This window comes from Aliiroseovarius salicola (genome assembly GCF_027891095.1).
Taxonomy (GTDB): Bacteria; Pseudomonadota; Alphaproteobacteria; order Rhodobacterales; family Rhodobacteraceae; genus Aliiroseovarius; species Aliiroseovarius salicola.
This window is the reverse complement of the sequence record NZ_JAQIIO010000005.1, coordinates 106,300-126,231: the sequence shown is the minus strand read 5'-3', so window position 1 is coordinate 126,231 and position 19,932 is coordinate 106,300. Positions and strand designations below refer to the sequence as shown.

The window sequence follows — 19,932 nt, the reverse complement described above, 5'->3', positions numbered from 1 at the left end:
GGCGGTCATCCGCCCCCAGTTCTTTAAAGTTTGTAAGAGGTCAAACGGTCAAAGTTTAAACTCTTTAAAGATCTCAGGCGCCAATCTTTAAAGGTTTTAACGTGCCCCGTTCAATTAGCGTGCAGGGGAAAAGTCGTGCTTCGGGGTGGCGCCCGGGTTCATCAAGCAGTGACACCATAAGGTCGACAGACGCCGACGCAATCTGCCCGATGGGCTGACGGATTGTGGTCAGGTTGATGTTTTCCCATCCGGCCATTTCCAGGTCGTTGAGGCCGAGAATTCCGACATCTTCTGGTACCCGAATGCCGCGGCTTTCCAGCGCGCTGAGCGCACCGATGGAAATGATGTCATCCGCGCCAAAATAGACCTCGGCTAAATCCCCCTGATCGATGAGGCGTAGCATTTCAGTCCGCCCCGCCTGAAAAGAATACTTACCAGAAAATGTGTGGGTGAAGCCAAGCCCATGGCTGGCCATTTCTGCGGAAAACCCTTTTAGGCGATCCGTGGTTGAGACCGCCGCCTGAGGGCCGCCGAGATAGGCGATGTTGCGATATCCGCGTTCGATCAGGGTGCGGGCGGCAAATGCGCCTGCAAATTCGTTGTCGATGCCGACAACATTGGAATTGGCGCTGCCACGATAGCGGGCAAAGGCAAATACCGCGGGGATATTGGCCTTTTCGAATAATGTCGCAAAGCTTGGTGGAACAGTGGAAGAGGCAACAATCACCCCGTCCACGGAATATTGCCTGAGCATCTGCACCGCATCATCCGGATCGGGCATGGAGGTCAGGTTGACCAAGAGCGGGCGCAGATCGCGGGCCTGAAGACCCGATGTGAAGACATCAAAGGCTTTCAGGAAAAACGGGTTGTGAAAGTTGTCTGAGATCAGCCCGATCAGTTTGGTACGTCCGGTGGTGAGGGACGAGGCCAGTGCATTGGGGCTATAACCCAACTCGCGTGCCGCCTTTTCCACCTTGCGCCGCATCTTGTCGGACACCGAGGCGCCATCAGTGAAAGTGCGTGACACGGCAGAGCGTGATACGCCCGCGCGTTCGGCAACTTCTTTCAGGGTAACGGCCATATTCGATCACTTTCCGGAGCTTGGGTATCCTGTTCCGACCTTTTTATCTGTTTCTGGGGGCAGGTGCAGCATGAACTGTAATTTCCATATTTGCAACCGGTTGCAAAATTTGTGGTGATGTGCTTTAACACGAGTCGCAGGGCGGAGAGGAACCGCTCATCACCCGCAAATGGGTGAAAACTGGGAGGAAGATCTAATGACATCGATGATGAAGAAACTTGCACTGGCTACTGCACTTGTTGCAACGCCCCTTATGGCGGCCACGACGGCCAGCGCAGAGGGCGAAAAATACATCCTGGTCAGCCATGCACCGGACAGCGACAGCTGGTGGAACACCATCAAGAACGGCATCGCACTGGCTGGTGAGCAGATGGGCGTTGAAGTTGAATATCGCAACCCGCCCACCGGTGACCTTGCTGACATGGCGCGTATCATCGAACAGGCTGCGGCATCCGGTCCAAATGGGATCATCACCACGCTGTCCGACTATGACGTTCTGTCAGGTCCGATCATGGCGGCCGTCGACAGCGGCGTTGATGTGATCATCATGAACTCCGGCACACCTGAACAGGCCCGCGAAGTGGGGGCTCTGATGTATGTGGGCCAGCCGGAATATGATGCAGGTTACGCAGCTGGTCTGCGTGCGAAAGGCGACGGTGTAGGTTCGTTCCTTTGCGTGAACCACTATATCTCGTCGCCATCGTCGACCGAGCGTTGCCAGGGCTTTGCCGACGGTCTGGGCGTGGATCTGGGTAACCAGATGATCGATTCGGGGCAGGACCCGTCGGAAATCAAGAACAAGGTTCAGGCCTATCTTTCCGCCAACCCCAACACGGATGCAGTTCTGACACTGGGACCGACATCGGCTGATCCGACCTTGCTGGCTCTGGACGCTGAAGGTCTAGCTGGCGAAATCTACTTTGGCACCTTCGACCTTGGTGAAGATATCGTGAAGGGCATCAAAGCAGGCACCATCAACTGGGGCATCGACCAGCAGCCGTTCCTGCAGGCCTACCTGCCGGTGGTCGTTTTGACCAACTATCACCGCTACGGTGTTCTGCCGGGCAACAACATCAACTCCGGCCCCGGTTTTGTTACCGCAGACGGGCTTGAGAAAGTTGAGATGTTTGCCGGCGAATATCGCTGATTATTCTCTGTGACTTGGGTGGCCATTAATTTGGCCCCCTTTTTTTATTGCCAAAAAAAGGTTGGCTAACATCGGTTGGTGTAGCCACTTGAAAAGAGGATTTGCGAGGCCATCATGTCTAACGCACAAAACGCTGCAGAAAAGGTTGATGAACGTATCAAAGAACGTTCACGCTTTCGCGAAGCGATGATCCGCCCCGAACTGGGCGGGATTGTCGGCACCATCATCGTTTTCACCATGTTTGCTCTGTTTGCCTTTGACAGCGGTATGTTCTCGTCCAAAGGCGTGTTGAACTGGAGTCAGGTTTCGGCACAATTCATGATTATCGCCGTGGGGGCCTGCCTTTTGATGATCGCAGGTGAGTTTGACCTCTCCGTCGGTTCGATGATTGGTTTTGCCGGGATGTTGATCGCGATTTTCTCGGTCACTCTGGGGTGGCCAGTTTGGATGGCAATCGTGGTGACATTCGTGATCTGCACTGCGTTAGGCGCGGTCAACGGCTACATCGTGATCCGCACCGGACTGCCCAGTTTCATCGTGACCCTGGCGTTCCTGTTCATCCTGCGCGGCTTTACCATTTACTTCCCGCAGACCATCGAACGCAAAACGATCATCGGTGGCGTCAAGGATGTAGCGGAAGGCGATTGGCTGGCGGCTGTATTCGGTGGCAAAATCCTGACCGGACTGTTCAGTTGGTTCGGTGAGATCGGCCTGATCGAGACGTTCGCGCGTGGGTCACGCGAAGGGCAGCCGGTGGTTGATGGCATTCCAATGCTGGTTGTCTGGGCAATTGCGCTGATCATCTTTGGCCACATTCTTCTGACCAAAACCAAGTTTGGAAACTGGATCTTTGCCTCGGGTGGGGACGCAGAAGCGGCCCGCAACTCGGGTGTGCCGGTGAACCGCGTAAAGATCCTGATGTTCATGTTCACTGCGTTCTGCGCAACCGTATTTGCCGCCTGCCAGGTGATGGAGTTTGGTTCTGCGGGTGCGGATCGCGGCCTTCTGAAAGAATTCGAGGCAATCATTGCGGTGGTCATTGGTGGTGCGCTTCTCACTGGCGGCTATGGTTCGGTGATCGGGGCAGCCCTTGGCGCATTGATCTTCGGTGTGGTGCAGCAGGGCCTGTTCTTCGCGGGCGTGGAAAGCTCGCTCTTCAGGGTGTTCCTCGGGCTGATCCTGTTGGCGGCTGTGATCCTGAACACCTATATCCGCCGCATGATAACCGGGGAGCGTTGATATGACTGAAGATAGCAAATTCCATCACGGGGATCCGGTCGCAAACAAGCCGATCATCGAGATGAAAAATATCGAAAAGCACTTTGGCTCGGTGATTGCTCTGGCAGGTGTTTCGGTTGATGTGTATCCCGGTGAATGTCACTGCCTTCTGGGCGACAATGGCGCGGGGAAATCGACCTTCATCAAGACAATGTCAGGGGTGCATAAACCCACCGCAGGCGAAATCTATTTCGAAGGCCAGCCAATGAGCTTCGAAGATCCGCGCGATGCGATTTCCGCCGGGATCGCCACGGTGCACCAGCATCTGGCCATGATCCCGCTGATGTCGGTCAGCCGCAACTTCTTTATGGGCAACGAGCCGGTCAAGAAGTTCGCGGGGATCTCGTTTTTCGATCATGACCACGCCAATCAGGTCACAATGGAAGAGATGCGCAAAATGGGCATCAACCTGCGTGGGCCGGATCAGGCCGTGGGCACCCTGTCCGGCGGTGAACGCCAGACTGTTGCCATCGCCCGTGCGGTTCACTTCGGGGCCAAGGTTTTGATCCTGGACGAACCGACCTCGGCGCTTGGTGTGCGTCAGACGGCCAATGTGCTGGCCACTATCGACAAGGTGCGTAAGCAGGGCATCGGCGTGGTCTTCATCACCCACAATGTGCGCCATGCCATGGCGGTGGGCGACCGTTTCACCGTGCTTAATCGCGGCAAGACACTCGGAACGGCCAAACGCGGTGAAATCGAGCACGAAGAACTGCAGGACCTGATGGCCGGCGGACAAGAGCTTGTCCAGCTGGAAGGCAGCCTCGGCGGCACCGTATAAGACGCTACAAAGAAGACGCGATATGCCCCGGGGTCGTGACCTCGGGGCATTTGCATTTCCGACAAAGGTCATTTGCGAGCGTCACGTGGAAAGACTGCCCGCTCCCTTTTCCTCTTGCCAAAAATATCCCGGGGTGAGGGCGCAGCCCGAGGGGCAGAGCCCCTTCATCAAACACACCAGCGCGGCGTAGCCGCCCCTCTGAAAAACAGGGGCTTCAACTCCCCATTCAGGGTAGGGGAGAGATCCCGATCACCGGTTCATGTGCCCACAGGATCAGCCCGTAGAGGAGAACCCCCAAACAAACTCGGATCATCCCATTCATGCTGGGTAGGATCTCTCGACGTGTTGCCGCCAGTCGCTGCCACTCCTCCTCTCCCAACTGCCGGATTTTTCGACGGTTGATGATCTTGCGACCAAAGAATGAAAACAGGGCGAAACAGCCGAACATGATCACATGCGCCAGATCTCCATTGGCGATCATATGAGCGAGGGACCACAGGAACAGGGCCGCGAGAAGCGGATGGTGCAGCCATCCAATCAGTCCCGGCTGTTTGGGGTCGAACCTGTCATTCTGTGATCCGCCAAAGGACAGGGGATTGGGACGACCCAGCGCCAGCGCGACGATGATCATCGCGACCAGCATGAGGGTCAGCGCGAGGTGATTGTGCCATTCGGCCCAATGCCACAGGGGAATTTGCGGCGCGGTTCGGGCAGAGAGGATCAGCACGGCCAAAGCGAATGTGGACAGGGCGCTATATGCCAGGGTGAACCCTCTGGCCCCCAGAACATCGACAAATCTGGATTTTACCCCGGGGCGTGTGGGGATCGAATGGCTTGCAAAGAAAAAGATGAATCCAAGGATATACCCGCCCCAATCCTGCATCTTCCCCTAATCCCTCACTGGTTTATTCTTGTCCGCAGTTGTCTGCTTGATACTGGACGAGGGCAAGAGGGAATTGAAGCACATGCTTCGGGCCAACCGCCGTCAGCCTGCGAGTGGCGGAATGCTGTTGGGCTGCACCGCTGGTGCCGGTTCCAGACCTCGGACAAGCCCATTATTATCAGAAAGCTGGTGACACCGGACGTATGATAACTTGCCCATTTCCGCCGTGATTGATATTGCGAGGGACGAATTCTTGAACCGAGGACAAACCCATGCGGGCAGAAGCTCAGAAAAACGTAGAAGCCATTGAGAAATCCCTGGCCCTGCTGCGCGAGCGGATCGGGTGGGAAACGGCTGAACACAGGCTGGAAGAGTTCAATGCAATGACCGAAGATCCCGATCTTTGGAATGACCCCGAGCGCGCCCAGAAACTGATGCGAGATCGCCAGACCCTTTTGGATTCCGTTAATGGTTACAAAGCCATGGCGCAGGAGATGCAGGACAATGTGGACCTCATTGAATTGGGGGAGATGGAAGAGGATGACGAAGTTGTTGAAGAGGCCGAAGCCGGTCTGAAGGTGCTGGCCGAAAAGGCCGCCGCAGCAGAACTTGAAGCGCTGCTTGATGGTGAGGCCGACAGCAACGACACCTTTCTTGAAATCAACTCGGGTGCCGGGGGCACGGAAAGCTGTGACTGGGCGTCGATGCTGGCGCGTATGTATGTCCGCTGGGCTGAGCAACATGGCTATAAGGTTGAATTGCAATCTGAAAGTTCTGGAGAAGAGGCTGGCATCAAGTCCGCCGCCTACAAGATCTCGGGGCATAACGCCTATGGCTGGCTGAAATCGGAAAGCGGCGTGCATCGTCTGGTGCGCATTTCGCCCTATGACAGTGCCGCCAAACGCCACACATCTTTCAGCTCGGTGTGGGTTTATCCGGTGGTGGATGACAATATCGAGATTGAGGTGAACCCAGCGGATATTCGCATCGACACTTATCGGTCGTCCGGTGCGGGTGGTCAGCACGTGAACACAACGGATTCGGCGGTCCGGATCACCCACCTTCCAACCGGCGTCGTGACCACCAGTTCAGAGAAATCGCAGCACCAGAACCGCGACATCGCCATGAAGGCGCTGAAATCGCGTCTTTACCAAATGGAGCTGGATAAGCGGAACGCTGCGATCAACGAAGCGCATGAAAACAAGGGTGATGCAGGCTGGGGCAATCAGATCCGCTCTTACGTGTTGCAGCCCTATCAGATGGTGAAAGACCTGCGCACCGGTCATGAGACCTCCGACACCAAAGGTGTGCTGGATGGTGATCTGGATGCGTTCATGGCTGCGGTGCTGGCACAGGATGTGGCGGGCAAGTCGCGGGCTGAGGCAAACGCCGAAGACTGATCCTGATTGTCAGAAAGTCGACAGACAATTGGCGGCCCGAGGTTGAAACCAACCTCGGGCCGCTTCAGTCTTGGGGCATGAATTCTGGACTGTCTTTCTACCTTTTGTCCGAAAAGACCGCTGAGCTGCTTTTGGGGGCCACCGTTTTTGACAACCCTGTAGATCCGGCGCAGCTCGCCGCTTTTGTGGCCGATCCCGGTCATGAAATGATTTTTGTAGTCAAGGACGATCAAGTGATCGGTTTTGCCTCTGGCTGCTTTTTGCTGCATCCAGACAAACCGGCTGCGTTTTTCATCAACGAAGTGGGCGTGGAGCGGAGCCATCGACAACAGGGGATCGGGAAGCAGCTTGTATCGAGGATTTTGTCGCAAGCGCGTCGCGGGCGCGCGCAGGGGATCTGGTTGGCAACCGAGGGAGACAACCAACCCGCCCGTTGTCTTTATCGCTCGTTGCAAGGCCGCGAGACGCCGGACATTCGGGTATTTGATTGGGATGGCATGATGGATGATATTTAAGTGTGGAGTTGAGGGCTCCTGCCTTGATGGTGGACCCCGTATATGCCGCTTAAACTGCAAGACATTGCCCATCTTCCACAAATTCACATGTTCAGGAACTTGACGGAAGCGATTTCACCCGCGACACTCTTCTTGCGCGCGAAAAAAATATAAAAACATGCAGGGAGAAAGCATGAGTGACGCAACACATCCAGAGGCATCATCCCCTCCGAATATCAATCAAATCACCACGGGAGATGTCACCGCCGCGCTCAAGGCAGGGTGGGCAGATTTTCTGAAAGCACCCGCCTTTGGTCTGTTTTTTGCACTATTTTACGTCTTGGGCGGGATTGTGCTCTATCTCGAGTTTGAGGTGATGGGGCAAAGCTATTGGATCATTCCGGTGGCCTTTGGGTTTCCCTTTCTCGCGCCGTTTCTTGCGGTGGGGCTTTACGAAGTAAGCCGCAGGCTGGAACGCGGTGCCGATCTTGACTGGGCTGCGATCCTTGGGTCGGTGTTCAACCAGAAAGACCGGCAGTTTCCATCCATTGCGATGGTTCTGATCATGGGATTCCTGTTCTGGATCTTTGTGGCCCATATCGTCTTCATGCTGTTCATGGGGTTGCAGCCGATGACAAACATCATGTCAAACTGGCAAGACGCGTTGCTTAACCGCAATGGGATAAGCATGTTGGTGGTGGGCACGATCGTGGGCGGGGCGATGGCTTTTGTGGCGTTCTCAATCACGGTCTGCAGTCTGCCGATGCTTTTGGATCGCGAGATGGATTTCATTTCGGCGATGATCCACTCCTTCCAGGCGGTGATGCAGAACTTGGTTCCGATGTTGATCTGGGGGGGAGTAGTGAGCGTGGCGCTGGTGCTCGGCATGCTGCCATTTTTCCTTGGGCTGTTTGTGGCGCTTCCAGTTCTGGGGCACGCCACATGGCATCTCTATCGCCGCACCATGAGCTTTGACGACTGATCTTCGACAATGTGAGGCCCCAACAGAAAAGGCCGCCCGTTGAGGCGGCCTTTTCATTTCCACGTTGTGGTGGATTATTCTTTGGCGGCGGCCTTCGGAGCAGGCGCCACGGGGGTGCGGCTGCCTTTGGCAAGCGGGTCGTCCTGACGCTGCACCGAGCCTTCGAAATGCGCTCCGCTTTCGATGGCAATGGTCTTGTGAATGATATCACCTTCAACACGCGCCGACGACGTCAGGCGCACCTTCAGGCCGCGCAGACGACCAATGATGCGGCCGTTGATGACCACGTCATCGCCAATCACTTCGCCTTTGACCGTGGCGCCTTCGCCAATGGTCAGCTGATGGGCGCGGATGTCACCTTCCACAGTGCCTTCGACAATGATGTCGCCGGTCGAGCGGATGTCGCCTTTGATCACCAGATCAGAAGACAGGGTCGATGCCGGGGGTTTGGCCTTCGGCGTTGCCGGAGGGGCCGACGGGGTCGGAACTGCCGGTTTCTCAGAGGCTGCCGGTTTCACTTCGTTTTCACCGGCTTTTGGGCCCGGTTCATTGATCTTGGATTTAGAAAACATCTCGTCCTGCCTTGATGTAGATCATCGGGTTGATGGGTTTGCCACCGACGCGCACTTCATAGTGCAAATGCGGACCGGTGGAGCGCCCAGAGTTTCCAATATCACCGATTCTGTCACCGCGCGATACCCTTTGGCCTTTTTTTACGCGAATGGCAGATTGGTGCGCATAGCGGGTTTCAATCCCGAACTGGTGCTGGATCTTGACCAGACGGCCATAACCCGAGCTCCACCCTGCAAATGTGACCACCCCATCCGCAGGGGCATAGATCGGTGTGCCGACGGCGGCGGCGAAATCGGTGCCGTTGTGCATCCGCCCCCAGCGGCTGCCAAAGCCGGAGGTAAAGCGGAAGCCGGATTTGACCGGCATATCAAAGGGCATCTTTTGCGCCGCAATGCGGTAAAGGTTCATGCGATCCAGCTTGTTCAGGATCTCATTGGCGCGCATCCCGTCAGCGTCGGGTTCCCCCCCTCGGGTCGAGAGGATCAATGGTGTCATTGGGCCACCTTGGCCGGAATAGCCGCTTTTGATCTGGCCGAGAATATGATCGACAGACATGCCGGTTTGGCGGAACATTTTGTCCATCGGCTCCATCGAGATCGACACGGCATCTTCGAGCTGGCGGAAGATCTGATCGTTGCGTTCGTCGCGCAGGCGGTTTTCGTAGTAAATTTCCTGAGCATACTGCTCTGCTTCGGCAGATTTCTCGGCCAGCATGTCACGTTGAATAGCGGTGGTTTCAAGCGCGGCGGTCAGAAAGGACATCGTGTCGCGTGCTTCAGGGGAAAGGGGGGCGTTCTTTTCGGCCTCTCCTTCATTTTCCGCAATCACAGTCGTCAGGGTGTTGCGGGCTTCGTCTCGTTCCGCGAGGGTACGTCGCAGGGTGCCCTGAATGACGCCGATACCTGTTTCCAACTCGCGCAGCCGCTCCTCAGACGTCAGCAGCTCGCTCTGGATCTCGGAAATCTCGTTAAGTGCCTTGGTAAAGCGGGCTTGTGCAGCAGCGGCTTCTGCGGTTCGGGCATCGCGTTCAGAGGAAAGGGTTTGCAGGCGTTCCTCAAAAAGCTGCTTTTCTCGCCGCGCCTGATCGCGCAGGTTGCCTGATCCGATGCTGTCCATCAAAAGAACAGCCGTGGCAATGATCGACCATGCGATAAAGGCGGCAGAGCCGGTCCAGCCGACCGACTGCGCCAGGGGTGTCAGGCGAATGAATCGCGTACCGTCGTCTGAGCGAAGGAACAGGCGTTGTTCCGGAAAGAACCGTTCAAGCGCGTGGTTCAACTTGTCTATCAGGCGTGTCTTCAAACTAGACCTCGTTTGTCGCCCCACAGTTATCGACTGTGTGGGCCCCCATTCCCATTCTGCCTTTGTCCGCTCTGCAATCTCTGCTGGACCCTTTTTCAGCGCACGCGAAGTGCTTACCCTGCACCCTGCGATCACGCAAGAATTTTCGGTCTGCCGGGACGTTATGGCGCAAAACACGCGGGATGCTGCCGATGATGAAGCATCCTCGCGTGGACGATTATGACCGGATCAACCCGGAGAGCCGCGTGGGCGCTTGGGGGTTTCTTCCGCCAGTGGCCAGTAAAAATCGGGGGGGAGCCCCGCCTCAGCGCGCTTTTCTTCGTTGAAGGGCGGCTTTAACGCGCCGTGAAAATAGGTGCGCACCAAGCGGTGGAATTCCTCTTTCGGGTCAAGCTCATGGCGACCGCAGAGGAAATGGAACCACTTGGACCCATAGGCAACATGGCCCACTTCTTCGGCATAGATCACCTCAAGAGCCGCCACCGTGTCGGTATCTTTTGCCGAGCGAAAAACATTGATCATGCCCGGGGTGACATCCAGCCCGCGGGCCTCCAATACCATCGGCACCACGGCCAGGCGGCCCATGAAGTCATCCTTGGTGTCCTCAGCCGCCCGCCACATGCCCGCATGGGCTGCAAGAGCGCCGTAATGGCTGCCCAGTGCTTCAAGTCGGTCGGATACAAGGTTGAAATGATTGCTTTCTTCGTCAGCCGCCTTAACCCAGTCATCATAGAAGCCGGCTGGCATTTTGACGTTGCAGAACCGGGCGATGATGTCCCAGTGCAGATCAACCGCGTTCAGTTCGATATGGGCCACAGCGTGCAAAAGGGCGATCCGCCCCTCCGGGCTGCCGGGGCGGCGTCTTGGCACGCCACGGGGATCTTTCAGTTCGGGTTTTTCGGGGCGCGCGGGAAAGTCAGGCGGAGAGGCCGTGCCAATTTCGGGCAGAGTGCCATCTGCACGGGCGGCAAACCAGTCGGCGGCATAGCGGCGGGACAGGGCACATTTTTCGCGGCCATCTGCGGTGCGCAGCACCTCTTCGGCCATTTGGGCAAGGGGTTTTAGGGGCATGGTCATGCCCCAACCAGAGCGCGGGTGGCGTCCAGCACAGCCTGTGCGTGGTCCTTGACCTTTACCTTGCTCCAAACCTGCGCGATATCCCCTTTGCTATCAATAAGATAGGTGGTGCGGGTGATCCCCAGATAGGTCCGCCCATAGTTTTTCTTTTCACCCCAGGTGCCATAAGCCTCGCAGATTTGCGCATCGGCATCGGACAGGAGCGGCACGGTCAGTTCCTGCTTGGCGCGGAAGTTTTCATGTCGTTTCAGGCTGTCCTTGGAAATGCCAAAGACCTGTGCGCCAAGGGCGTGGAACTCTGGCAGGAGCGTCGAGAACTCCCTGGCTTCGGTGGTGCAGCCCGGAGTGCTATCTTTTGGGTAGAAGAAAAGGATTACCGGTCCGACTGATGGATCATTGGTGAGTCGGGCAAGAGTGACCGGATCACCACCATCCTGTGGCAAAGTGAATTCGGGCGCTTTTGAGCCTGTTTCCAAAGGTTTTGCATCCATTGCTTGGCTTCCTTCCCCATGCGAATTAGCAATATCAAGGCTTTCGTTTTACGGGTAAACACCGCAATATGAAACCATGCCTTACAACAGGTTCAAGGCGAAATTGACCAGTGCCGTCCGACACAAGAAGCTGGCCTGTCAATATGAAGAGAATAGGGCCAGCAAAGTTGGGCTGAATGACCGGGCAGAGAAAAGGGCGCCAAAGGCAAAATGGATGAAGATCCGCATCAGCTGGACAGGCAATCCTTGCCGCCAGAGCTGCCGGATGGTGAAGGACCTACCGGCAAAGACAGCATTGGTACGGCGACCGCAGCAGCCCGCGTGGTTCCGGGGCCTGATGGTCCCATGTGTCCCATTGCCGCCCGCAAGGCACGCAGGCGACGTCGTCTGAAATGGCATCTGAGCATCTGGAGTGTGATGCTGATCCTGCTGGGCGGGCTGTTTCTGGTCATGCTGTCGATGTCCCTGACCGGGCGTGTCGTTGGCATACCGGATTGGGTCACCACACGGATTGAAACCGTGATTAATGCACAAACTGACCGTGCAGACCTGTCGCTGCATCGAGTCGAGTTGGGGATCAGCCCCAAAGGCATTCCCAATCTGCGCTTTGTGGATGTAGGGGTGAAGGACCAGACCGGGCTGGAAGTGGCGCGTTTGAATGCGGTCGAAGGGGGCGTGCGCATCGGTGACGTCTTGCGCGGCGATATCAAACCCGCTTGGCTGCGCCTATCTGGCGCTCAGGTCACATTGCGCCGACGGGCCAACGGTGATTTTGACCTCAGTTTTGGCACGAGCGGCGGGGCGAGCGGCGATCTGGCGTCGATCCTTGATGTGATCGACAGCGAGTTTACCGATGGCACATTGGCAGACCTCGAGGAAATCTCGACCGAAGCCCTGACCATCACGCTTGAGGATGCCCGTTCAGGGCGGCTTTGGCAGGTCACAGACGGGCAGATGACACTGACACATAATGAAGAGGCGGTGGACATCACCGTTTCGTTTGATGTGTTCAATCAGACCGAGGTTCTGGCTGAAACCGTTCTCGGGTTCCGCGCCTTCAAGGGGCGGTCCGGGGCGACCATGACGGCCACATTCAAGAATGCGCTGGCGCGGGATATTGCGGCGCAATCGCCGGTGATGGCGTTCCTTGGTGTGGTTGACGCCCCGATTTCGGGAGCACTGCACACTGTGATCAGCGACGCCGGATTGATCCAGGATATGGCTGGCACGCTTGAATTCGGAGAGGGTGCCGTGACGCCCGGTGCCGGGGTTGCGCCGATCCGCTTTGATGGCGGCAAGGTCTATATGGATTATGATCCGGAGCGGGAACGCATCGACTTTGCCGAGGTTTCCATTCTCACCGATTGGGGGGAGGCCCAGGTGGAGGGCCATTCTTATCTGCGCGGGTGGGAGCAGGGCTGGCCCGCAGAGCTGATCGGTCAGCTTAGCTTGACCTCGGCACGGATAACTCCGCCAGACATGTTTGAAGCTCCGCTGGAACTGACCGGTGGGGGTGCCGATTTTCGTTTGCGTCTGTCCCCCTTTACGCTGGAATTGGGGGCGGTCAACCTGTCGCAAGGGGCGGGGCATGTGACGGGATACGGTCGGGCTATTGCGCGCAGCAATGGCTGGGATCTGGCGCTGGACCTGTCGGCCGATAAAGTGACGAAAGAACAGGTGCTGGCGTTTTGGCCACTGACCGAGAAAGGCGCGAAATCTCGCAAATGGACCAAGACCAAGCTTTATGAGGGGCATCTTGAGAATGTCACTGCGGCGTTGCGGGTTCTGCCGGGCGAAGACCCCAAGATTTCACTCAGCTCAAACCTTGTTGGGATGCGGGCCGAAGTTGTGAAGGGCATGATACCGGTGCGCAATGTGTCGGGCCGGTTCTCGATTGAGCAAAACCAGATGATTGTCTCGGCAGATAGCGGGTTCGTGCGCCCCGAGGGGCAGGCGCCGATCGATGTTTCGGGCACGCGGTTTGTGATCCTTGATATGAAAACCAAGCCCAGCCCGGCGCGGGTGGATTTGTCGCTGCGAGGCCAGGTGCCTGCGGCGCTCGCATTGCTGGCCGAACCGCCTTATCGGATCTTCCGAAAATCCGGGCGGATTGGGGCGGATATTGTCGACAAGGGGCAATTTGAGCTTTCGGGTCAAATTGATCTGCGGTTGATGAAAAAAATTCCGAAAGAAGAGCTGCGTTTCAATCTTTTGGCTGATGTCTGGAATGGCGAAAGCACCAAGCTGATCGAAGGGAAAACACTGCGGTTGAGCAGCGGCAAGTTGCACGTGCGTCACGATGGGTTGGAGCTGACGGGGCAGGGGGGGCTTGGCCAGATGCCGCTGTCCGCAACTTGGAACCTTCCGCTTGGGGTCAAGGCAAATGGCGGCAAGTCGACGGTGTCCGGTCGCGCGGTTCTCGATCAGAGATTGCTGGATGAGTTGTCGATTGATTTGCCCAAAGGAAGTGTCAGTGGCGAAAGCCAAGCGCAGTTTGATATGACCATCACCCCCGGAGAGCCGACGACGCTTGTGGCGCAATCAGATCTGTCTGGTTTGGCTATGTCATTCAATCCGCTGGGCTGGGCAAAGCCTGCTAATCGCAAAGGGTCTCTGGAGATTGAAGCGGTGCTTGGAAAGCCGGTACATGTTCCCAAAATCACCTTGACCGCGGCGGGGCTGTCGGCAGTGGGGCAGATCCGTCTTCATGAGCAGGGGGGGCTTGATATTGCGCAGTTTGGCAGTGTTCAGCTGGCGGGCTGGCTTGATGCTCCGGTGACCTTGACGGGGCGCGGCGAAGGTCTCCCGCCTGCCATTTCCGTCAACGGGGGCACTGTTGATATGCGCAATGCGACGTTGGGGTCCGGGAAAGGCGGCAGTGTTCCGGGGGCCGTTCCAATTGATCTGGTGCTGGACCGGTTGATCGTCTCCAGCGGCATCACCCTGACCCAGTTTGATGGTAAGTTTCAGCAGCACAATGGCACCAAGGGCACCTTTCAGGCGCGTGTCGGCGGAGGGGCCGGGATCACGGGTGCTGTGGCGCCGCAGGCCAATGGAATGGCCATTCGGATCAAATCCGACGATGCCGGTGGTGTGATGCGCGATGCGGGCGTTTTCAAGAATGCCTATGGCGGCGATCTGGAACTTGTGCTCGCCCCAGGGGGCTCCAAGGGGACCTATGAAGGGGAGCTGAAGGTCGGAGATGTTTCTGTTCGTGACGCCCCGGCCATGGCCGAGCTGCTGTCTGCGGTCTCGGTTGTCGGGCTGCTGCAGCAATTGGGTGGGCAGGGCATTCCTTTTGGTGAAGTCACTGCCCGGTTCAGGCTCGACCCGGAGAAAGTGACGATCTATCGCAGCTCGGCGGTGGGGCATTCCCTCGGTGTTTCGATGGATGGGTATTACCATCTTGGCTCCAGTGAAATGGAGATGCAGGGGGTGATTTCCCCTTTCTATATTGTCAATTCTGCCGGTCGTGCTTTGGCGCGGAAAGGGGAAGGGCTGATTGGGTTTAACTATACTTTGTCCGGCACACCAGAAAACCCGGATGTCGGGGTAAATCCGCTCTCGCTTTTCACGCCCGGTATCTTTAGAGACATTTTCCGGCGCAAACCGCCACCCAAACCGCAATGATCATTTGCCCGACCCGCCGGGCTATGACCTGACAAAAGACGACCTGATGAAGCTGAGTGATTTCGATTTCGACCTGCCGGAAAAGCTGATTGCGACCCGCCCTGTGCGCCCCCGCCCCGCGAGCCGCATGTTGGTGGCCAATCCGGATGGGATGGTCGACGCCCATGTGCATGACCTGTGTGACTGGCTGCGTCCGGGCGATCGATTGGTGTTGAACAACACAAAAGTCATCCCCGGACGGCTGTCCGGCACGCGCACCCGCCCCGGGCAGGCGCCGGGCGAAGGGGTGTCGAAGATCGAAGTGACATTGCTGTCTCCGACTGCCGACGGGCATTGGCGCGCCATGGTCAAACCCCTCCGCAAGATCCGAGAGGGCGAGGTGATCGCGTTTGCCGCGGGGTTGTCTGCCGAGCTTCTATCCAAGGAAGACGGGCAGGGGGTGCTGGCCTTCAATATGTCTGGGGCAGATTTCGACGCCGCCTTGCAAGAGGCTGGCCAGATGCCACTGCCACCATATATCGCCGCAAAACGCGCCGCTGACGCGCAGGACAATGAGGATTACCAAACGGTTTTTGCCAAGAAAACAGGTGCCGTGGCAGCCCCAACCGCGTCTCTGCATTTTGATGATGACCTGTTGGAGAAGGTGCGGGCGATGGGCGTCGGCATCACCGAAGTGACCCTCCATGTCGGGGCAGGTACCTTTCTTCCGGTCAAGGTGGATGACGTTCGCGATCACAAGATGCATTCCGAATGGGGGCAGATCTCGGCAGAAGCCGCGGCTGAAATCAATACCACCAAAGAGGCTGGCGGGCGGATCATCCCGGTGGGCACCACCGCGCTGCGTCTGGTTGAAAGTGCAGCCGAGGGTCCGGGACAGATGTCGCCGTGGGTCGGAGAAACCGATATCTTCATCAAGCCTGGCTATAGATTTAAACTGGCTGATGGGCTGATGACAAACTTTCACCTGCCCAAATCCACGTTGATGATGCTGGTCTCTGCTCTGATGGGCGTTGAGCGGATGCGGGATATCTATGCCCATGCGATCGATCATCGTTACCGGTTCTTTTCCTATGGCGACAGCTCCCTTTTGCTTCCTCAGGGATGATCTCGTTGCAAAATTGACGAAACGCGACCTTCTCGCGTCGTGATTGTTGGATACCTGATATGATTTCCCCTTATGCTCGGGGGTCTGATTTCGTTTTATGCAAGGTTGAGGAACCGTCATGATCCAGGTGTTGTCTAGCTCGTGGGCCCTACTTCTGGGGATCATGCTGTTGATGGTTGGTAATGGTGTGCAGGGCACGCTGTTGGGGATCCGGGGCGGGATCGAAGGGTTTTCGACCTTCCAGATGTCGATTGTCATGTCGGGCTATTTTGCCGGGTTCCTGTTTGGCTCGCGACTGACACCCACGATGATCCGCCGCGTGGGGCATGTCCGCGTCTTCGCGGCACTTGGGTCGCTGGTATCGGCGGTGCTGATCCTCTATCCGGCCTGGGCCAATCCGATTTCCTGGACTGTGCTGCGGGTTGTAATCGGATTTTGCTTTTCGGGGGTTTATATCACCGCAGAAAGCTGGCTCAACAATGCCGCCGATAACGAGAACCGTGGAAAGGCGCTGTCGCTTTACCTGATTGTTCAGATGGTGGGCATTATTGCAGCACAGTATTTGCTGGTTCTCGGTGATCCGGGGGGCTTCCTGCTGTTCATCCTCCCATCGGTGCTGGTTTCTATTGCCTTTGCACCGATCCTGTTGTCGATCAGCCCAACACCGGCGTTTGAAAACACCAAGGGGATGAGCTTGCGGGAGCTATTCCATCTTTCCCCTCTGGGCTTTGTTGGGATCATGGTCGTGGGCGGGGTGTTCTCGGCCATGTTTGGTATGGCCGCCGTATTCGGCAGTGAAATCGGAATGTCAGTCGGCGAGATCTCATTCTTCGTATCAATGTTCTATATTGGCGGGCTGGTTTTGCAGTATCCAATTGGTTGGATTTCGGATCGGTTTGATCGTCGATATCTTGTGCTGATTGTATCCGGCATCGCCGGGGTCGCGGCGTTTCTGCCCATTTTCACCGGCGCCAACTACTATTCTTATCTTGTCTCGGCCTTCTTTGTTGGTGGGATGACCAACCCGCTATACGCGTTGCTGCTCGCTTATGTGAATGATTTTCTTGAAAGCGATAACATGGCTGCCGCGTCGGCCGGTCTGGTGTTCATCAACGGGATTGGAGCTATTATGGGGCCGGTGGTGACTGGCTGGATCATGGGCGCAATGGGGCCACTTGGGTTTTTTGCCTACATGGGAATTCTTTTGCTGTCGCTTCTGGCTTATGGCCTGTGGCGCTCGACCCGTCGTACTGCTCCGCTGCCTGAAGATGTTGGTTCTTATGTGACCATGGCCCCCACTGGTTCTCCGATGGCTATGGATATGGCGCAAGAAGTCTGGGCGGAAGAGGCCAGTGATGACGAAACTGCAACGAATTCGTAATAACATTTCAAAATGTTACCCGATTGCGAATTGACGTTGCGTGAGCGTTAAGATTTTGCAAACCTTGATCTCAAAGAGAACGCGTAAGGAGGAAAAACCATGTGCGCGCCAAGTGAGATCATCGAATTCTGGGTGAATGAGGTAGGACCCGAAGGATGGTATCAAGGTTCGGAAGAGTTGGACCAGACCATCCGGGATCGATTTGAGGCTGAATGGGAGGCTGCCCGAGCAGGAGCCTATGACATTTGGATGAAAGACGCCGAATGTGCGTTGGCCTATATCATTCTCATGGACCAGTTCCCGCGCAATATGTTCCGTGGCAGCGCAAATGCCTTTGCCACCGATCATCTGGCGCGTGCGGCCGCGAAACGCGCAATTTCGCAAGGGTGGGACAAACGTATCCCGGAACCGCATCGACAATTCTTCTATCTGCCCCTTATGCACAGTGAAAACTTGCCGGATCAGGAACGTTGTGTCCGCCTTGTGATGACGCGCATGGAAGGGGAAGCCGCGGGCAGCAATATGCTCCATGCCCGTGTGCATCGCGAAGTGATCCGTCGGTTTGGCCGCTTCCCATACCGAAATGACGCGTTGGAACGCACCCCCACTGAACCAGAAGTGGCGTTTGAAGCAGAAGGCGGCTATGGCGCCGTGCTGGACCAGTTCGCCAACTGATCAGCCATGAAAAACCCGGTAAACCGAGGCTGTGCCATCCGGCGCGGCCTTTTTTTATTTGCTGATCGCGACGGATATCGCCAGAATTGGAAAAGATATGCTGGAATAGGGGTGAAATTTCAGGGTGATACCCATAAAAAATGGGTATTTTGCAATTTCATTGATCCGTTGAACAAAATAGTTTAATGGCAAACTATCTTTATTGCCCGGTGCATAACCCAGGAGGAATCCATGGCCGCAAAAGGTTTTGATACAATCGTCGTCGGAGCAGGACCGGGGGGCTATGTCGCCGCCATTCGGGCTGCTCAGCTTGGTCAGAATGTGGCCATTATTGAACGTGAACATCTCGGTGGGATCTGCCTGAACTGGGGCTGTATTCCAACCAAGGCGCTGTTGCGTTCAGCAGAAGTGTTCCATCTGATGCACCGCGCCAAAGAGTTCGGACTGTCCGCGGGAAAGATCGATTATGATCTGCCTGCCATCGTCAAGCGCTCGCGCGGCGTGGCAAAACAGCTGTCTTCCGGCATTGGTCACCTGATGAAGAAGAACAAAGTCACCGTGGTGATGGGCGAGGCGACGATCCCGGCTAAGGGCAAGGTGTCAGTGAAAACCGACAAGGGCGTCGAAGAGCTCACTGCACCGAACATTATCCTCGCCACCGGTGCCCGCGCCCGCGAACTGCCGGGTCTTGAGGCGGATGGCGATCTGGTCTGGACCTACAAACACGCTCTGAACCCGCCGCGTATGCCGAAAAAGCTGCTGGTGATTGGATCTGGTGCCATTGGCATTGAGTTTGCGAGCTTCTTCAACACTCTGGGGGCAGACACCACCGTGGTAGAGGTGATGGATCGCGTGCTTCCGGTGGAAGATGCTGAAATCTCGGCCTTTGCCAAGAAAAGCTTTGTGAAGCAGGGCCTCAAGATCATGGAAAAAGCCATGGTCAAGCAACTCGATCGTGCCAAGGGAAAAGTGACCGCGCATATCGAAGTGGGCGGCAAGGTCGAGAAACAGGAATTCGACACCGTAATTTCCGCCGTTGGCATTGTCGGCAATGTCGAAGGGCTGGGGCTGGAAGCGCTCGGTGTAAAAATCGACCGCACCCATGTTGTGACCGATGCCTATTGCCGGACTGGTGTGGACGGGCTTTATGCGATTGGCGACATCGCCGGTGCGCCGTGGCTTGCCCACAAAGCCAGCCATGAAGGTGTCATGGTGGCGGAACTGATCAACGGTCTGCATGCCCATCCGGTGAAACCGGAAAGCATTCCGGGCTGCACCTATTGTCACCCACAAGTGGCTTCGGTTGGTCTGTCAGAAGCCAAGGCGAAAGAGCAGGGGTATGAGATCAAGGTCGGTCGTTTCCCCTTCATCGGCAACGGCAAGGCCATCGCCATGGGTGATGCCGACGGGATGATCAAAACCGTCTTCGACGCCAAGACCGGCGAGCTGCTCGGCGCCCATATGGTTGGTCCGGAAGTGACTGAAATGATCCAGGGCTATGTGGTGGGCAAGACGCTTGAAACCACCGAGGAAGAGCTGATGCACACGGTTTTCCCGCATCCGACGATCAGTGAATCGATGCACGAGGCGGTGCTTGACGCCTATGATCGGGCTATTCATATCTAAGGCAATGTTAAGATATTAAAAAGAAA

17 protein-coding genes are annotated in these 19,932 nt (G+C 56.5%); 11 read left to right on the top strand and 6 right to left on the bottom strand.

Annotation, left to right across the window (positions count from 1 at the left end; translation table 11 throughout):
* Positions 1–73: 73 nt before the first annotated feature.
* Positions 74–1,081: a LacI family DNA-binding transcriptional regulator gene (locus tag O2N63_RS11060; RefSeq protein WP_271054330.1), complete on the bottom strand. Its 1,008-nt coding sequence runs from the start codon at positions 1,079–1,081 to the stop codon at positions 74–76.
* A gap of 196 nt (positions 1,082–1,277) precedes the next feature.
* Between O2N63_RS11060 and O2N63_RS11055 the strand changes: the two genes are divergently transcribed.
* From O2N63_RS11055 to O2N63_RS11045, 3 genes are all read left to right on the top strand, one after another.
* On the top strand, positions 1,278–2,228 hold the full coding sequence (locus tag O2N63_RS11055) for a sugar ABC transporter substrate-binding protein (RefSeq protein ID WP_271054329.1): 951 nt from the start codon (positions 1,278–1,280) through the stop codon (positions 2,226–2,228).
* Between the two features lie 114 nt (positions 2,229–2,342).
* Positions 2,343–3,467: an ABC transporter permease gene (locus tag O2N63_RS11050; protein ID WP_271054328.1), complete on the top strand. Its 1,125-nt coding sequence runs from the start codon at positions 2,343–2,345 to the stop codon at positions 3,465–3,467.
* Between the two features lies 1 nt (position 3,468).
* Complete coding sequence (locus O2N63_RS11045; RefSeq protein ID WP_271054327.1) at positions 3,469–4,287, top strand: ATP-binding cassette domain-containing protein; 819 nt, start codon at positions 3,469–3,471, stop codon at positions 4,285–4,287.
* Positions 4,288–4,513: 226 nt separating this feature from the next.
* On the opposite strand, the gene O2N63_RS11040 is transcribed toward O2N63_RS11045, so the two are convergent.
* Entirely contained in the window at positions 4,514–5,170 is a 657-nt protein-coding gene (locus tag O2N63_RS11040; RefSeq protein ID WP_271054326.1) for an NnrU family protein, read from the bottom strand.
* A gap of 272 nt (positions 5,171–5,442) precedes the next feature.
* On the opposite strand from O2N63_RS11040, the gene prfB reads away from it, so the two are divergent.
* The 3 genes from prfB (at position 5,443) to O2N63_RS11025 (ending at position 8,046) form a co-directional block, all read left to right on the top strand.
* Positions 5,443–6,570: a peptide chain release factor 2 gene (gene prfB, locus O2N63_RS11035; RefSeq protein ID WP_271054325.1), complete on the top strand. Its 1,128-nt coding sequence runs from the start codon at positions 5,443–5,445 to the stop codon at positions 6,568–6,570.
* A gap of 77 nt (positions 6,571–6,647) precedes the next feature.
* Complete coding sequence (locus O2N63_RS11030) at positions 6,648–7,085, top strand: GNAT family N-acetyltransferase (protein ID WP_271054324.1); 438 nt, start codon at positions 6,648–6,650, stop codon at positions 7,083–7,085.
* A gap of 172 nt (positions 7,086–7,257) precedes the next feature.
* The gene (locus O2N63_RS11025) at positions 7,258–8,046 is read left to right on the top strand and encodes a DUF2189 domain-containing protein (RefSeq protein ID WP_271054323.1); all 789 of its coding nucleotides are present in this window, start codon (positions 7,258–7,260) and stop codon (positions 8,044–8,046) included.
* A 74-nt stretch (positions 8,047–8,120) separates the two neighbouring features.
* On the opposite strand, the gene O2N63_RS11020 is transcribed toward O2N63_RS11025, so the two are convergent.
* The 4 genes from O2N63_RS11020 to bcp form a co-directional block, all read right to left on the bottom strand.
* Entirely contained in the window at positions 8,121–8,618 is a 498-nt protein-coding gene (locus O2N63_RS11020; protein ID WP_271054322.1) for a bactofilin family protein, read from the bottom strand.
* Positions 8,608–9,921, bottom strand: coding sequence for a M23 family metallopeptidase (locus tag O2N63_RS11015; RefSeq protein WP_271054321.1), 1,314 nt, complete (start codon positions 9,919–9,921; stop codon positions 8,608–8,610). Before O2N63_RS11015 ends, O2N63_RS11020 begins: the two co-directional genes overlap by 11 nt.
* A gap of 228 nt (positions 9,922–10,149) precedes the next feature.
* Complete coding sequence (locus O2N63_RS11010) at positions 10,150–10,992, bottom strand: ferritin-like domain-containing protein (protein WP_271054320.1); 843 nt, start codon at positions 10,990–10,992, stop codon at positions 10,150–10,152.
* A gap of 2 nt (positions 10,993–10,994) precedes the next feature.
* On the bottom strand, positions 10,995–11,489 hold the full coding sequence (gene bcp / locus O2N63_RS11005) for a thioredoxin-dependent thiol peroxidase (protein ID WP_271054319.1): 495 nt from the start codon (positions 11,487–11,489) through the stop codon (positions 10,995–10,997).
* Between the two features lie 210 nt (positions 11,490–11,699).
* Between bcp and O2N63_RS11000 the strand changes: the two genes are divergently transcribed.
* The 5 genes from O2N63_RS11000 (at position 11,700) to lpdA (ending at position 19,906) form a co-directional block, all read left to right on the top strand.
* A complete protein-coding gene (locus tag O2N63_RS11000; protein ID WP_271054318.1) occupies positions 11,700–15,119 on the top strand; it encodes an AsmA-like C-terminal region-containing protein in 3,420 nt (1,139 codons plus the stop codon).
* A 46-nt stretch (positions 15,120–15,165) separates the two neighbouring features.
* Complete coding sequence (gene queA / locus O2N63_RS10995) at positions 15,166–16,224, top strand: tRNA preQ1(34) S-adenosylmethionine ribosyltransferase-isomerase QueA (protein ID WP_271054457.1); 1,059 nt, start codon at positions 15,166–15,168, stop codon at positions 16,222–16,224.
* Between the two features lie 118 nt (positions 16,225–16,342).
* Positions 16,343–17,605 (top strand): MFS transporter, encoded by a 1,263-nt coding sequence (locus tag O2N63_RS10990; RefSeq protein WP_271054317.1) that lies wholly within the window; start codon positions 16,343–16,345, stop codon positions 17,603–17,605.
* 99 nt (positions 17,606–17,704) lie between these two features.
* Positions 17,705–18,280: a DUF924 family protein gene (locus O2N63_RS10985; RefSeq protein WP_271054316.1), complete on the top strand. Its 576-nt coding sequence runs from the start codon at positions 17,705–17,707 to the stop codon at positions 18,278–18,280.
* Between the two features lie 231 nt (positions 18,281–18,511).
* Positions 18,512–19,906: a dihydrolipoyl dehydrogenase gene (gene lpdA / locus O2N63_RS10980; RefSeq protein WP_271054315.1), complete on the top strand. Its 1,395-nt coding sequence runs from the start codon at positions 18,512–18,514 to the stop codon at positions 19,904–19,906.
* Positions 19,907–19,932 lie beyond the last annotated feature (26 nt).